This is a genomic window from Acidimicrobium ferrooxidans DSM 10331, assembly GCF_000023265.1.
GTDB classification, from domain to species: Bacteria; Actinomycetota; Acidimicrobiia; order Acidimicrobiales; family Acidimicrobiaceae; genus Acidimicrobium; species Acidimicrobium ferrooxidans.
On record NC_013124.1, the window covers coordinates 874,181 to 888,698 of the forward strand.

The following is a 14,518-nucleotide window of genomic DNA, read 5'->3' on the forward strand; positions in this document are numbered from 1 at the left end:
AGGGAGGAGGACTCATGTTGACCGTCGTGCTCGTCGTCGTGCAGGTCGTCAGCGCGATCGGGATGGTGGTCTTCGTCCTGCTGCACTCGGGCAAGGGTGGTGGATTGTCGGACCTCATGGGCGGCTCGAGCTTGAGCTCGGCCGCGAGTTCGTCGGTGGCTGAGCGCAATCTCGACCACATCACCATCGTGCTGGCACTGGCGTTCGCCCTGTCGAGCATCGCGCTCGGGCTCCGCCTGTAGCGCGCTCGGGCTCCACGGCGTGCGCTGGCGCTGTCGTGCGGCTGTGGCGGGTTCTCGGGTCCCTAGGGTTGCGGGTACTGCGGCGTGCGTCTGCTCCGGCGGCCAGCGGGTGCGGGTCGAGCAGCACGGGAGCACGGCGCGAAGGTGTCCTCTCCGCCGGCGGGCATCTCTGGGGCGTTCTCGTCCGAGGTGCGCGGCGGGGTGGTGGCTCTGGCGGGTGCTGTCGCACGGGTACCGACGCCTTCGGGCGATGCCACGGCCGACCGTCGTGGGTGAGGCGAGATCCGACGTCGCGCATGCTCGTGGCGACCCCGGTGAGCAGGGTATTGTTGGTGCTTTGCGACTCAACCTTTGGTGAAAGTCGTCGATACGTCCACTATGGAAGCGTTCGAGGCATACCTAGCTCGGTGCCCACGCGCACTGGTGCTCCTCGAGGAGGGGCTCGTGCGCTGGGTGAACGAGGCCGCTGCCCGATTGCTTCTTCGTGACGCGTCCGCGCTGATCGGTCAGCCATTGGACCTGGTCGGAGGGGTTCGCCTCGAAGAGCTTGGCGATACGAGTGTCGAGGTTGCGCTGTGGGCAGGCGATGGATCGCTCCTCGACTGCATCGCCGAGGTCACCGTGCTGGGAGAGGCGGTCATGGTCGAGCTGGACCTGGTCGAGCTGAGTGGTGTCGACGATGCCGGTCGAGCACTGCGGGCGCTCGCCGATACGTTGTCGCTCGGCGTGTTCATCTCCGATCGGGGCCTGCGACTCGGGTATGTGAATGCGGGGCTCGCGACACTGCTCGCCACGTCACGTGAGCGACTGAGCGGAGCTGGCTGGGTGGACATCTTCGCACCGGAGGATCGGCCTGTCGTTCGGGAGCTGGCGCTGCGCGCACTCGGTGGTGAGCGCGTGGAGGCGATCATCGACGTGCAGCTCGAGTCCGGTCCACGGCGTGCATTGGAGGTCACGATCATGCCGGTTCGTGCGAGCGATGGACGTTTGAGCTTCGTCGGCACGGTCGCTGACCGGAGTGTGCAGCGGCGAGACGACGAGCTTGGGAGCCGGCCCGCGACACGACAAGGATGAGCGTCCATGGAGATTCGCTTCGATATCACCTCCGGGGATGCGGTCGTCCTCGCTCGCTTCCTTCGGACCCTCGGCGATGACGAGGCCGGCTTCGCCGAGCTCGCTCAGGTGGCGGCTGCAGACCCCGGGCTCGCTGCGAGCATCCTCAAGCTCGCGAACTCGTCGTACTATGGACTCGCCGGCTCCGTCGAGCGACTCGAGTTCGCGTGTGCGATCGTGGGCATCCTGGGGCTTCGCTCGCTGACCGTGGCCGAACTCGCGCGGCGCCAGGGGCCCTATCCCGAGGGGCTTGCGGCCTTCACGACGTTGCTGGCCGCCCAGATGGCGGAGCGCTCGCCCCACACGAGCGTCGACCCGCAAGTGGCGCTCTCGACCGGGCTCGTGGCGACGCTCGGTTGGATCCTCGCCGCGCAGCAAGATCCCGTCGGCTATGCGACGTGGCACGACCTCGCGCTCGAGGATCGTCGAGCCTTCGAGGTGGAGCGTTGGGGACGACCACTTGCGAGTCTCTCCCAAGAGGCGCTTCGGCACTGGGCGTTTCCCGAAGTGATCCTCGATGCCGTCGGCGAACTCGACGCGGCCGGCGACGTGTCGACCCTCGGGCGTCTCCTTCGAGAGAGCTGGCGCGCGGCGAGCGAGCGTCTCGGGCCCGATGGGGCCATGTTGATGAGCGTGTGAGTCCAACCAGGCACGCGGTCGCCGGAGGCGGCGTGCCTAGCTCGGGAGTACCGTCACCAGCGTGCCGATGTGGACCTGCGGATAGAGCACCCCCGCGGTCGCGATGGGCAGCTCGACGCAGCCGAGGCTCTGGGGAAAGCCGTACGAGGCACGGGGGAACCCGTGCACGGCGACGGAGCCGTTGAAGTAGTTGATCCAGTGCACAAGGTCGTGGTAGGGGGTGCCGTTCGGGTTCGTGCCGCTCATGTAGTTCTCGACGAAGCGGAGGTAGATCGGCCAGGTGCCGACGGGGGTGTTGAGCCCAGCGATGCCGGTATTGACCGGACTCGTCAGCGTCACCTGCCCGTTCACGTACAGCCAGAGCGTCTCCGGTCGAACCTTGGACACGAGGATGTAGGAGTAGGGATGCGGATCCATCGTCCCCGTCATCGCGTCGTGAATCAGGGTGGGCCAGAGGAGCGGATTGGAGAGCCCGGTATCGTCGAGGCCCTCGGCGTGCTCGAACGACATGATCGCACCTTGGGTCATCACCGTGTCCTGGCCGGGCTGCCACAGGCTCGTGAGCGCACTCGGCATCGTCCAGCGCCATGAGAACGTGCCTTGTGGCGCGTCCACGCTCGCGGCGGCCTGCGCCGCCAGCGTCGATGGGGCCGCCTGGGTCGGCGTGAAGGTCAAGGGGAGGTAGCCGAGCTGAGCGAGCAGCTCCTGGAGGCGCAGGATCGACGGGGACGCTCCAGCGAGGGTCACGGCGTCGGTGGTCTGGCCGAGCGTACCGCTCGAGCTCGCCAACGTGACGGCGTGAGGGAGGTGCAGTGTGAACGTCTCACCGGGCCAGAAATCGGGCGTCTGGGGGGTGAAGACGAGGGTGTAGGGGGTCGGTCGACTCCAGGATCCCGAGACCGGGTCGGCGCCGGCGACAGTTGGCGTGATGGTGGGGTTGGTCGCGCCGAAGACCGTCGAGGTCGGGGCGGACAGCGTGATCGAGATCGGCGTCGACGGCGTGAGACCGGAGGTTCCCGGGGAGATAATCGCGATCGGAGACGCCGACCCGGTGCGGAAGAACGTCAGCTCGCTCGGTGCGGCGAGTGACTCCCACGGGGCTGGGGCGGCCGCGATCGTGACGACGCCAGCGTGCAGGCCGCTCGCCGACGACACGACGGTCAGGCGCCGCGATGGCTTTGCGAGGTGGATGACCTGCGAACTCGTCGGCGTCGTGATGCGCACGGTACTAACGGGCGTCGAGAAGTAGCCAGCGATCGACCCATGGGTCGAGATCACCACGGGATCGAGGAGGCGCGTCGTCGGCGCGATGATCGTCTGGGTGACGTTGGTGCGGGACCCGAGGAGCCAACGCAGCCAGCTCGGCGGTGCGAGCGTCGCACGCACGGTGATGGTGGTGCCCTGCGCGATGGCGACACGGGGGACGATGCGGCCCCGGCGATCGACGACGGAGATGGCCTTGCCATTCGCCTCGGCCGAGATCGCCACGATGCGCTCGGCGATGCCTTGATGTTCCAGGCGTACGATCCCACGCTCGCTCGCACTGAGGGACGTTCGTGGCAGTTCGAGATACGCGATGCCAGCGGCGGCCGCGGCAACAACGACGCCGGCCCCGACCACGATGCGGGTGTTGCGCCTTCGGACACGTCTCGAACGATGCACGCCCCTCGGTACCTCCTCGTCCCCTCGCGCAGTCAACGGCGCGGGTGGAGTGTCGTTGCTAGTGTAACGACACTCGGTGGCGATTTCCTGAGAGACAGGGCGGCTGGGAGGGGATGTGGTCACGAAGTTCTTCGTCGAGGCTCTGGTGACGTTGCTCGTGATCATCGATCCCATCGGCAACATCCCGACCTTCCTGGTCGTCACCCGTGGTCGGGACCAGCGTGCGCGCCGGCGCCTCGCCACGGAGGCGGTGCTCGTCGCGGCGGCGGTGCTCGCGGTCTTCGCGCTCGCCGGTTCCCAGATCCTCGACTATCTCGGGATCTCGATTCCCGCTCTTGAGGTGTCGGGAGGCCTGTTGCTGCTGATCGTGGCGCTCGAGCTGCTGACCGGTCGGGGTGGGTCGATCGGTACCACGGAGGAGGGTATCTCGGTGGCCGTGGTTCCCCTTGCAACCCCGCTCATCGCGGGTCCGGGCGCCATTGCTGCGGTGTTGGTGCTGGCCAAGCGAGCTGCGACAGCGCCACTTTCGGTGGCGCTCGCTGGGGCGTTGGTCGGTTCGATGGTCATCTTGTGGGTCGTCTTGCACTACGCCTCGGCCTTGGTCCGCATCCTGAAGGAGTCGGGCATCGCGCTCTTGTCGCGGGTGTTCGGCTTGCTCCTGGCCGCCATCGCGGTCCAGCTCGCCGCCGAGGGAATCCGCGGCTTCGGGCTCTAGCTGGTCCACGGCGGCCTCGCGCGGAGCCCTCGGTCTGGGGGGTCGGGCAAGAGGACGTCGAACGAGTCTCGCTGGCGCTGTGGAGTCGCCTGTGATCGGGATCGAGGACGTGCCCCGATCGGCCCGACCGCGACCTTGGTGCGCGGTGACGTACATCCATGGCGCAGCCCATCGAGGCGAGCGCACGAGCGTGGGCTGGGCGCAGCGTGCCACGTTCTCACGGGACCGCGACGCTGATCGCGTCCTGCCCACCCGTTCGGCGAGCACGCTTGCCGGGAGGTCGTCGAACTCTGCGCGCAGGGCCCTTATCCGGGTCTCGTCGCTCGCGAAGGATCTGTCGGTCGGGGTTCGCCGAGAGCTCGGCGGCTCGCTCCGAGCGGCCAGCTTGATGATCCTTGTGCGCGAGATCCCCAGACGCGCGGCGATGCGAGCCTTGGGGACGCCCTCGGCTACCAGCCGCCTGACGAGTGCTCAGTCTTCCACGGTGATCACCCTTCCCTGTTCGGGTGTTCACTGTTCACCGGCGAAGTCGTTCAGTCCTTGAACGGCTCGACAGTCGCGGCCGGGGGCCACCCGTGTGGGGCCGTGACGATGACCCCACGGCGTCGTGGGAGCGAGGCTCTCGCGACGATCTGTGCCCGAGCCTGGTGTCTCGGTGCGCTGGTCGAGCCGCGCGCCTGTGTGCTGGTGAGGTGGCCGGGTGCTCGCGCACGACGATGCTCGCGCGCCGCAGCGAGCCATGAGGTCGGGGCGCCAGCTCCTGGGCCGTCGAGAGCACGCCGCACGCGCCCCAGGCAGCAGCGTCCCTGGCGTCGCTCACGATCGCGCGTGCATGCGCCTCGATGCGGTCGCGCACGCGTCATCTCAGCGAGGATGGCGCGAGCCGCGATCTGCGCTCAGAAGGCCTCATGAGCTCCGGTCGGCGGGTGGGAGCCCGTGCGGCGCGATCTGGTCGTGCGACGATGTCGAGGCTCCGTGGGAGGCTGCCTCGCAGGCGTGGCATTCGAACTCGAGCGTCGCGTGGGTGATCCCGTGCGCACGCGCGAGCCGTTCGCGGATCATGTCGGCGAGCAGCTGCGTCTGGTGGAGACTGAGACCCGAGCGTGCAACGATGTGGGCCGAGAGCGCATTCGTCTGTTCGTCGAGGCGCCACAGGTGGAGGTGGTGCGCCGCGATGACACCCGGCGTCGCCTCGATCGTGGCTCGAACTGCGCTCGGCGCGACACCACGTGGTGCGAGATCCAGCGAGAGTGCGACGGCATCGCGGATCATGCGCCATGACGTGGCGGCGATCGTCGCGGCGATGATGGTGGCAGCCGCCGTTTGGGCGTCGTGACCGAGGCGCGTCTGTGTGAGGGACGCTGCAACCAGTGTTGCGACTCCAGCCGCGAGGTCGGCAAGGCCATGGAGGCCGAGCGCTCGCGCGGTTCCGGATGTGCGGTGGAGCCATGCCTGCACGATCAGCGGAGCCGCGGGCGCGAGTGAGAGAACGCCTGCGACGACGAGGACCGAGACGGTGCTCGGCGTCGCGGCGCGAGCCTGAACGACGACGCCCCACACGCTCGCGAGCGTGAGGGCAAGGGCAAGGGTCGCGCCCACGAACGCGTCCACGCGATGCCAGCCGAAGGTATTGCGCTCGTCGGGCCCGTGCTCGGCGAATCGTCGCGCTGCGACCCCGAGGGCGAGCGTGCCGAGGTCCATCGCCACGTGCACCGCGTCTTCACCGACGAGCGCACTGTGGGCTCCGATCGCGAGCACCACGAGCGCGACGGCCGCGACGACGGCGAGCATGACGCTCCCGATGGCACTCGCGTGGCGATGCATGGCTCTTCTAGTCTAGGTCGTCGCCGTGGGCGACCTCGGGGAATGATCGGCCGCGACCATCCCGCGGCGCGTGTGGCCCCGCCTTCAGGTGGGAGTGGAGTCACGGTCGCGAGGTGGTTGCTCCCGCGCACGAGCGCGTGAATCTGGTCCGTACGCAGCGGGCTAGGATCGTCGTTGGTAGATGTCCGGGTGAGCCGACGAAACCCTAGGAGGATCGCAGTGACAGCAGATGCTCAGACGCTGGGCGTGATCAAGCTTGGTGATATTGCGCCCGACTTTGAGGCCGAGACGACGAAGGGCAAGATTCGCTTCCACGAGTGGCTCGGCGATGCCTGGGGCATCTTGTTCTCGCACCCGCGCGACTTTACGCCGGTCTGCACGACGGAGCTCGGTGAGGTGGCTCGCCTGCGCTCGGAGTTCGAGTCGCGTGGTGTTCGTGTCATCGGGCTGTCGGTCGACGACGTCGAGTCCCACCACACGTGGGAGGCCGACATCGCCGACATCGCCGGCGCGGAGATGTGGTTCCCGATGATCGCGGATCCAGACCGGACGGTGTCGTCGCTCTATGGGATGGTGCACCCCAACGAGCTCGACTCGGCGACGGTGCGCTCGGTGTTCATCATCGACCCCGCCAAGCGCGTACGCCTCATGATCACCTATCCCGCCTCGGTGGGTCGGAACTTCGCCGAGATCGTGCGGGTGATCGATGCTCTCCAGCGGACGTCGCGCTACCCAGTGGTGACCCCAGCCAACTGGACGCCAGGCCAACGTGTCATCCTCGCGACCTCGGTGCCGACCGATCAGGCGCGTGCGGCGGTGGGCCACGACGCCGAGGAGATTCGGCCGTACCTGCGTCTCGTCGCCGACCCAGGCACCAACTAGTCGACGACGCTCGAGCCTCTCTCCGTCGAGTCGTGCCGCGGGGCCGTCCCGCGGCACGACGGTATTCGGGGCCCCTGCGAGGTCCTGGAGGCGTGGGCGCTGTCGTGGCGCTGGCCGAGTCGTTCACCAGTCGGTTCCAGCGCGCCGGGTTGCCCAAGCCCAGGGCTCGGCACGTGCTAGCGTCGAGCGCGGAGAGGAGGGGCAGTGCGTATCGCGGCCCAAGTCGACTACGCCGGGGACGTGCGCCAGGCGGCCGACACGGTCGCTCGCTGGGAGGATGCGGGCGTCGACGTCGCCTTCGTGCCAGAGGCCTACGGTCAAGATGCGATCAGCCTTCTCGGTTACCTGGCGGCTCGTACCGAGCACATGTTGCTCGGGCCCGGCATTCTTCCGATCTTCTCGCGAACGCCAGCGCTGATTGCACAGACTGCGGTCGGTCTCGACGTGGTCTCGGGGGGCCGTGCGGTGCTCGGGCTCGGTGCATCGGGTCCGCAGGTCGTGGAGGGGTGGCACGGGGTCGCCTACGATCGCCCGTTGGCTCGCACGCGAGAGGTCGTCGAGATTTGCCGTACGATCTGGCGCCGCGAGCCTCTCGTTCACCACGGCATCTACGAACTTCCCGCGACCGGGCCCGGCACGACGGGGCTCGGCAAGCCGCTCAAGCTCATCACCCACCCGCCGCGCGAGCGGATCCCGATCTACCTGGCCGCCATCGGGGCGCGCAACGTCGCGCTCGCGGCGGAGATCGCCGAAGGTTGGCTTCCCATCCTGTTCTCACCGGAGCGTGCGGATGCGGTGTGGGGCGAGTCTCTCGAAGCCGGGCGTGCGGCGCGCGATGCCTCGCTCGGGCCGCTCGACATCGTCGCCGGGGGGATCGTCTCGATCGGTCCGGATCGCGAGGCGCTCCGTGATCTCGCTCGGCCGTTCGTCGCGCTCTACGTGGGGGGTATGGGCGCTCGCGGGCGCAACTTCTACCACGACGTGCTCGTACGTTACGGATTCGAGGAGGCTGCGGACGCGATCCAAGAGCGCTACCTGGCCCACGATCGGCACGGCGCCGAGGCGGCGGTGCCCGAGGCGTTGCTCCGCGAACTCACGCTCGTCGGTACGGAGGCAGAAGTTGCGGCGAGACTCGATGCCTGGGCCCGAGCTGGGGTGACGACGCTGCTCGCGACGCCGGTCGGTCCGGACCCGCTCGGGACGCTGAAGCGTCTCGCAGCGCTCGCGCGGTAGCGGTGACGAGTCGATCGGTGCTCGAGCGCTCTCTGGGTGTGCTCGGCGTCGTGGCAGGTGCGTGTGGTCTTGCTCGACTTGGCGATCCGTTGCCCGTGGCACGCGAGACCCCTCGCGGCCATGTGGTGGTGGCCATCCCTGCTCACAACGAGGCACGACACATCGATGTCGTGCTCGCCTCGATCCGACGACAGCGCTGCGAGCACCTCGATGTGCGCCTGGTCGTGGTCGACGACGCGAGCGACGACGAGACGGCGGAGCGCGCGCGGCGCGCCGGTGCACACGTCATCTCCGCGGGTCCCGTCGCCGACGGCGTCAATCCGAAGGCAGCCGCCCTCGCACACGTCGACCTCGGTGATGCCGACTGGGTGCTGTTTGTCGACGCGGACGTCGAGTTCGTTGCGGACGACGGCCTGGCGCGCTTGATCGCGATGGTGGAGACCAACGATGGGGGGCTCGTGTCGGTCCAGCCGCGCCCACGCCTCGACGGCTGGTGGGCACCACTGACGGCCTGGCTGTGGCTGGTGCCGATGGTTGCGAGTGGGGCCTTCTGGCCGGGTGCGCGCCATCGGTCGCGGGTGGCCTTCGGCCCGGTGCTCGCGATGCGGACGTCGACCTGTCGGAGCATCGGTGGTCACGCGGCACTTGCGAGTGAGGCGGTCGACGACGTCGCGATGGCGGCGGCGGTACGTCGTCGTGGCGAGCGCGTCGTGGTCTGGGCTGGGGGCGATGCCGTGCAGATGGACCCGTACGAGGGCCTCGCCGAGACGGTGGCTGGTCTGCGCAAGAACATCGTCATCGGCGCCGGTGCGGCCGGTGCGCTCCCATCCTTCGGTGCGGTCGCTTGGGTGGTCGGCACGATCGGGGCACTCGCTCGACTGCGCCGCGGTGACTGGAGGGCTCTCCCGACGGCGCTCGGAGGTCTTGGTGTCGCGGTCCTCGGAGCGCGTCGGCTTCGACTTGCTCGTTGGAGGCACGTGTGCCTGGTCACCGCGGGCCTGGGCCTCCTCGTCGCGACGACCGCGCTGTCGGTCGTCGACATGCTCCGGGGGCAGACACGGTGGCACGGGCGACGGCTACGGCTTCGCTAGCGATTCGCGTCGCTCTCGCCATCGGCTGGTGGGTGGGCCTCAGCGTCGTGGTCGGCTGGGTCGCGTCGCGCCTCCGGCCCCGAGGCCTCGCGTTGGTCGGCACCTTCTTGGCGACTCGTTCGTTCGAGGGCGACGGCCATGGCTACGAACGGCTCGGGGTGCGTCGCTGGAAGCGCCTCTTGCCCGATGCCGGCGGAGCCTTCGGAGGCCGCCGCAAGCGTCTCTTCGGGCCCCGTGGGACCGGTGGGCGCGAGGCGCTCGCGCGCGAGGTCGACCGCGCCGAGGCGGTGCACTGGTGCCTGCTCGTCGTGCAATGGGCTCCGGCGCTCTGGTTGGGTCCGCTGTGGTGGCTCGGCCCTGCGTATGCGATCGGTGCGAATGTGCCGTTCATCTTGGTCCTCCGCTACGTGCGGGCACGATTGACCGCGCTCGGGCGCAGACGGCCCTGAGTCGGCGCTGCAGTTCCATGCGATCGTGCGAGCGACCGTGGCTTCGCGTCGTCGAGCAGGGCTCGCGCGTGCCCTGGCCGCCGCGTACTGCGTCCGCCGGCGAGCGAGGGAGGCGGCTCCGGCGCGCTGATCGTGGCCGGGCTCCTCTGTGCGCGAGGAGTCGAACGTCCTCCGACCGACTCCGGCGCCGGTGCACGTCTCGATCAACTCTCGGAGGAGGCGAAGGTGACGACTCCGGGAACGTCGAGCTCGCCGTGTCTCTCTACGACGATTGACCGTCTCTGTGCAGACGGGGCTCGGCGGCTTGCTCATTCCTCGCCGTCTAGCGGGTAGCAACCCGGAGAAGTGTTGGCCAACCACCGGGTGCGTCCGGTAGGTGAGCGGTCCCCACAGCCAGACGCCCCGGTGCGAGCCCGGGATCCCCACGCCAACTCTCGCTGGTGCCGCTGAGCGCCGATCAGGTCATGGGTGCGCAGTGACACCAGTCACTGCGACGGCGAGGACGGAATCGAGAGGAGGGCCTGGTTGGCGGGTCCAGATCCTTGCTTGCCGGTGTCGCAGACGGCTTGGCCGTTGGCGGTGCGGTGACACGCGCCGCCAGGGAGCTTGGTCTGGATGACGGCCCGGGGTGACGGGAGCAGCCTCGGAGGCGTCGGTCTCGGCCGGAACGTCCCATGCGTGCACGAGAGAGTCGAAGTCCCCGGCCCCGAGGCGAGGCGGTGTCACTCGCCTCGTGCGTCGACCTGTCCGCCTTCGCGAGGGCGCAGCATAGAGCTGCGGTAGTAGCGCAGCTCGGCGATCGAGTCCCGTACGTCGTCGAGCGCGCGATGCGCGGGGTTCTTCTGCGGCATGTGCTCGATGACCTCGGGGTACCAGCGGCGCGCGAGCTCCTTGAGGCTGGAGACGTCGATCGATCGGTAGTGGAGCAGGGCCTCGACCTTGGGCATGTGGCGCGCGAGAAACCGACGATCGGTGCCGATGGAGTTGCCGCACAGGGGCACCTGGTGGGGATCGGGAAGATGGGCCTTCAAGAAGGCGAGGACGGTCGATTCGGCCTCGTCGATGGTGAGCGACGCTCGCCGGACGTCTTCGAGGAGGTGGTTGGCAGAGTGCATCTGCACGACGACGGGCTCCATCACCGCCAGCTCCTCGTCGGTTGCGTGGAGGACGAGCGGGCCGAGCTCGGCAACGGTTTCGAGTTCGTCGTCGGTCACGATGGCGGCGATCTCGAGAATGACGCACCGCTCAGGGTCGAGACCTGTCATCTCGAGGTCCATCCATGCGAGCACGCGCCCAGGCTAGCCAACGACCAGGCTACCCTGGCCCGTGGGTCAAAGGAGGACGCGTGGAGGAGGTGCCGTCGTCACGACCATGGGTCGTGATCCCGACGTACAACGAAGTCGACAACATCGGGCCCATGCTCGGAGCGGTGCTCGCGGCGGTACCCGAGGCGCACGTGCTGGTGGTCGATGATGGCTCTCCCGATGGCACCGCGGCGGCGGTGCGCGCCGTCTCGGAGCGGGACGAGCGCGTTCGTTTGCTGGCACGGGAACAGAAGACGGGACTCGGCGGCGCCTATCGAGACGGCTTCAAGGTGGCGATCTCGGAGGGAGCGACCAGCGTGGTCGAGATCGACGCCGACTTTTCGCACGATCCCGCGGCGATTCCTGCGCTCCTCGCGGCGCTCGACGACGGTGCCGCGCTCGCGATTGGGTCGCGCTACGTGCTTGGGGGTCGCTCGCCAGGATTGTCGAGAGAGCGTCTTGCACTGTCGCGCGGGGGCAATCTCTACGCGGCGTTCATGCTCGGCCTACCGGTGCGTGACGCAACGGCAGGGTTTCGCGCGTATCGGACGGACGTCATTCACGAGGTCGGCTTTCGTTCCTCGCGTGCCGATGGCTACGGCTTCCAGGTGGAACTCACGCGCCTCGTCAACGACGCAGGCTATCGGATCGTGGAGATTCCGATCACGTTTCGTGATCGGCGAGCGGGCACATCGAAGATGTCGGCCAAGATCGTGGTCGAGGCCATGGTGCTGTGCACGATTTGGGGTATCGGACGTCGGTTCCCGTGGCTCAACGAGCAACGGCAGGAGGCGCTCATCGACCGCCTCGGCGCCGTCGTCGATCGGGGAGCGCGCCTGTGGTCGACGAGGCGTTGAGTCTGCGGGTCAAGCGGCTCAGTCCCGGCGCAGTGCTGCCGTCGTATGCACGGGCGCTCGACGCGGGGCTCGATCTCGCCAGCATCGAAGAGAGGACACTGGCGCCGGGGGAGCGGCACGGGTTTCGAACCGGTCTCGCGCTCGAGCTTCCGGTCGGGACGCTGGGACTCGTCTTGCCCCGGAGTGGGAGGGCGCTTCGAGAGGGCCTCACGGTGGTGAATGCGCCGGGCCTGATCGACGCAGGCTATCGAGGCGAAGTACTCGTGGCGCTGGTGAACCTTGGCGAGGCTCCAGTCGTGATTCGGCCGGGCGAGCGCATCGCGCAGCTCGTGGTGCTGCCGTTCCCGAGCGTACGGGTGCTGGAGGTCACTGAACTTGCGGCGAGCGAACGCGGATCCGGAGGCTTTGGCCACAGCGGCTGAGCTCACGTGTGAAGCAGGCTGCCGACGCAGCTGTTCGATCGGCCGGGGGCCTCGCTCGCTATACTGAGGGGCGCTGCGGACGTGGCTCAGTTGGTAGAGCATCACCTTGCCAAGGTGAGGGTCGCGGGTTCGAGTCCCGTCGTCCGCTCTCAGACGACCTGCAGCGATGCGGGTCGTCGTTCGTTGTGGGCTGGGCCTGCTCGTGAGCAGGCGTCGTGTGACGCGCGGGGATGCCTTACGCCGGCCCGTGATCCACGGAAGCCGGCCGCTGTGTCGTTCGACCGCTGTCGCCGTGATGTGGACTGTTCTGCGGACACCGCACGCACTCCTTGCGCCGGAGGGCGTGGCCGTGACGGTCGCGTACCGCGATGGAGCGGCCGTGGCTCGGCGCTCGCTCGGCGCGTCGTGGCAGGCCATTCACCGCCCGAACCAGCCTGGCGAGTGTAACGGGCGTGTTACGTTCGTCGGGTGGCCTTCGGCGACGCTGTGGATCGTCGCTAGGGTCTTCTCGGGAGGGTGAGGGTGGATGCATGTAGATGATGCGCAGGCCGCGACGGCCACGGTTGATGATGAGTATCGGGCGTTTCGGGTCGAGTCACGAGGTATCGAGCTCATCCCGGAGACGGAGCGACCCATGCGGCCGGCAGACCTGTTCTGGATGTGGGCTGGCGGCATCTGGAACGTCGAATACCTCGTCTACGGCGCGCTCATCGTTTCTTTCGGTCTGTCGTTCGCTCAAGCAGTGCTGGCGATCATCGTCGGCAATGTGTTCTTCGCGTTCCTTGGTCTCGCGTCGTTGCAGGGGCCGCTCGCGGGCACGACTGCGTTCGGTGTGAGCCGGGCGCCCTTTGGTCGGCTCGGCAACCGGCTTCCATCGCTGTTCAATTGGATCACCCAGGTCGGGTTCGAGATCGAAGGGCTTGTGCTCATCGTGCTCGTCGTCGAGGCGATGTTCGCCCACGAAGGCGTGTCGGTCGGCACCGGCCTCAAGGTTGCGCTGATCGTGGCGGCTGTGCTCGTCCAGTTCATCGTGCCGTTCCTCGGTCACGCGACGATCGCCAAGCTGCTCAGGTACCTCTCGATCGTCTTCATCATCGTGTTTGCGGTGATGGGCGTGCTGATTGCGCCGCACGTCCATCCCTCGAGCGACCACAAGCATGCCTCGTGGGCCATCTGGACGACCGCCGTCGTGCTGTTGGTCTCGGCTGGGGGGCTCGGGTGGACCGAGAACGCCAACGACTACTCCCGCTATCTCCCCTCATCCACCCCGAAGGCCTCGATCTTCTGGGCGGCGACCCTTGGCGGTGCGATCCCAGCGATCTTGGTCGAGCTCCTCGGTGCTGCCGCGTTCTTGGTGAGTCCGCAGGCGACGGCGGTCACCGGCGTCCCCTCGTCGTTTGCGAGCTGGTTCTTCTGGCCGTTCATGATCCTCGTGCTTCCGCAGGTCTTCGCGATCAACTCGCTGGACCTCTACTCGTCGGGTGTCACGCTGCAGGCGCTTGGCATCCCGGTGAACCGCTGGGGTGCGGTGATCATCGACACCATCATCTCCGGGCTGGTCACGGCGCTCGTCATCTTCAAGGGAAACTTCTATACCGATCTGTCGGGGTTCCTCGACTACATCGTCGTCTGGCTCGCGCCGTGGTTCGCCATCGTCTTCGTCGACTATCTGCTGCGGCGCGGGCGCTACGACCGTGCGGGTCTTGCCGCCGTACGCGGTGGTGTCTATTGGCGCAATGGCGGCATCAACTGGCGTGCGATCGCTGCGCTCATCGTCGGCATGGGTGCGGCGCTCCTGTGGATCGATGCCCAGTTCTACGTCCCCTCGTTCCTCGGACCGATCTCGCGTGCGACCGGCGGGTCTGACCTCAGCTGGGTGCTCGGGATCGTGGTGGGCGGTCTCGTGTACTACGCGCTTGCGCGAGGTGAGGTGCGCCGGGAGGTCGAAGCAACCGAGCGAGGGGTGGCCGGCGCAGAGGCGGTGGAGTAGGACGCGACGCGGTTCGGCGGGGTCGGTGCTCGGGCGATCGAGGGTCGAGGAAGGTCGCTGACGCATGTCGCCGGAGACTCGCTAAGGTCCTGTTC

The 14,518-nt window shown here is 68.0% G+C and carries 14 protein-coding genes and 1 tRNA gene; 12 read left to right on the top strand and 3 right to left on the bottom strand.

Annotation, left to right across the window (positions count from 1 at the left end):
- Nucleotides 1–14: 14 nt before the first annotated feature.
- The 3 genes from secG to AFER_RS04405 all read left to right on the top strand — a co-directional run bounded on the left by secG (nucleotide 15) and on the right by AFER_RS04405 (nucleotide 1,994).
- On the top strand, nucleotides 15–242 hold the full coding sequence (gene secG, locus AFER_RS04395; RefSeq protein ID WP_015798287.1) for a preprotein translocase subunit SecG: 228 nt from the start codon (nucleotides 15–17) through the stop codon (nucleotides 240–242).
- Nucleotides 243–596: 354 nt separating this feature from the next.
- Nucleotides 597–1,316, top strand: coding sequence for a PAS domain-containing protein (locus AFER_RS04400; protein WP_171788949.1), 720 nt, complete (start codon nucleotides 597–599; stop codon nucleotides 1,314–1,316).
- Between the two features lie 6 nt (nucleotides 1,317–1,322).
- Nucleotides 1,323–1,994, top strand: a complete 672-nt coding sequence (locus AFER_RS04405) for an HDOD domain-containing protein (protein WP_015798289.1) — start codon at nucleotides 1,323–1,325, stop codon at nucleotides 1,992–1,994.
- A 36-nt stretch (nucleotides 1,995–2,030) separates the two neighbouring features.
- Here AFER_RS04405 and AFER_RS10910 read toward each other — a convergent pair whose 3' ends face one another.
- Nucleotides 2,031–3,656, bottom strand: coding sequence for a L,D-transpeptidase (locus AFER_RS10910; RefSeq protein ID WP_015798290.1), 1,626 nt, complete (start codon nucleotides 3,654–3,656; stop codon nucleotides 2,031–2,033).
- Nucleotides 3,657–3,771: 115 nt separating this feature from the next.
- Between AFER_RS10910 and AFER_RS04415 the strand changes: the two genes are divergently transcribed.
- Nucleotides 3,772–4,371, top strand: a complete 600-nt coding sequence (locus tag AFER_RS04415) for a MarC family protein (protein ID WP_015798291.1) — start codon at nucleotides 3,772–3,774, stop codon at nucleotides 4,369–4,371.
- A gap of 906 nt (nucleotides 4,372–5,277) precedes the next feature.
- Here the strand turns inward: AFER_RS04415 and AFER_RS04430 are convergent.
- A complete protein-coding gene (locus AFER_RS04430; RefSeq protein ID WP_015798292.1) occupies nucleotides 5,278–6,195 on the bottom strand; it encodes a cation diffusion facilitator family transporter in 918 nt (305 codons plus the stop codon).
- 219 nt (nucleotides 6,196–6,414) lie between these two features.
- On the opposite strand from AFER_RS04430, the gene AFER_RS04435 reads away from it, so the two are divergent.
- From AFER_RS04435 to AFER_RS04450, 4 genes are all read left to right on the top strand, one after another.
- Nucleotides 6,415–7,077, top strand: a complete 663-nt coding sequence (locus AFER_RS04435; protein ID WP_015798293.1) for a peroxiredoxin — start codon at nucleotides 6,415–6,417, stop codon at nucleotides 7,075–7,077.
- Nucleotides 7,078–7,281: 204 nt separating this feature from the next.
- Nucleotides 7,282–8,310 (top strand): LLM class F420-dependent oxidoreductase, encoded by a 1,029-nt coding sequence (locus AFER_RS04440; RefSeq protein WP_015798294.1) that lies wholly within the window; start codon nucleotides 7,282–7,284, stop codon nucleotides 8,308–8,310.
- Between the two features lie 17 nt (nucleotides 8,311–8,327).
- Entirely contained in the window at nucleotides 8,328–9,401 is a 1,074-nt protein-coding gene (locus AFER_RS10915; RefSeq protein WP_015798295.1) for a glycosyltransferase family 2 protein, read from the top strand.
- A 32-nt stretch (nucleotides 9,402–9,433) separates the two neighbouring features.
- Nucleotides 9,434–9,850, top strand: coding sequence for a glycosyl-4,4'-diaponeurosporenoate acyltransferase CrtO family protein (locus AFER_RS04450; RefSeq protein WP_143711941.1), 417 nt, complete (start codon nucleotides 9,434–9,436; stop codon nucleotides 9,848–9,850).
- Between the two features lie 722 nt (nucleotides 9,851–10,572).
- On the opposite strand, the gene orn is transcribed toward AFER_RS04450, so the two are convergent.
- On the bottom strand, nucleotides 10,573–11,139 hold the full coding sequence (orn, locus tag AFER_RS04455) for an oligoribonuclease (protein ID WP_015798297.1): 567 nt from the start codon (nucleotides 11,137–11,139) through the stop codon (nucleotides 10,573–10,575).
- A gap of 56 nt (nucleotides 11,140–11,195) precedes the next feature.
- Here orn and AFER_RS04460 point away from each other — a divergent pair, with 56 nt between their 5' ends.
- From AFER_RS04460 to AFER_RS04475, 4 genes are all read left to right on the top strand, one after another.
- Nucleotides 11,196–12,011 (top strand): polyprenol monophosphomannose synthase, encoded by an 816-nt coding sequence (locus AFER_RS04460; RefSeq protein ID WP_015798298.1) that lies wholly within the window; start codon nucleotides 11,196–11,198, stop codon nucleotides 12,009–12,011.
- On the top strand, nucleotides 11,993–12,433 hold the full coding sequence (gene dut, locus AFER_RS04465; RefSeq protein WP_015798299.1) for a dUTP diphosphatase: 441 nt from the start codon (nucleotides 11,993–11,995) through the stop codon (nucleotides 12,431–12,433). Before AFER_RS04460 ends, dut begins: the two co-directional genes overlap by 19 nt.
- Nucleotides 12,434–12,508: 75 nt before the next feature.
- Nucleotides 12,509–12,581: transfer RNA gene (locus AFER_RS04470), tRNA-Gly, on the top strand.
- Nucleotides 12,582–12,959: 378 nt separating this feature from the next.
- The gene (locus AFER_RS04475) at nucleotides 12,960–14,423 is read left to right on the top strand and encodes a purine-cytosine permease family protein (protein WP_015798301.1); all 1,464 of its coding nucleotides are present in this window, start codon (nucleotides 12,960–12,962) and stop codon (nucleotides 14,421–14,423) included.
- The last annotated feature ends 95 nt before the right edge of the window (nucleotides 14,424–14,518 follow it).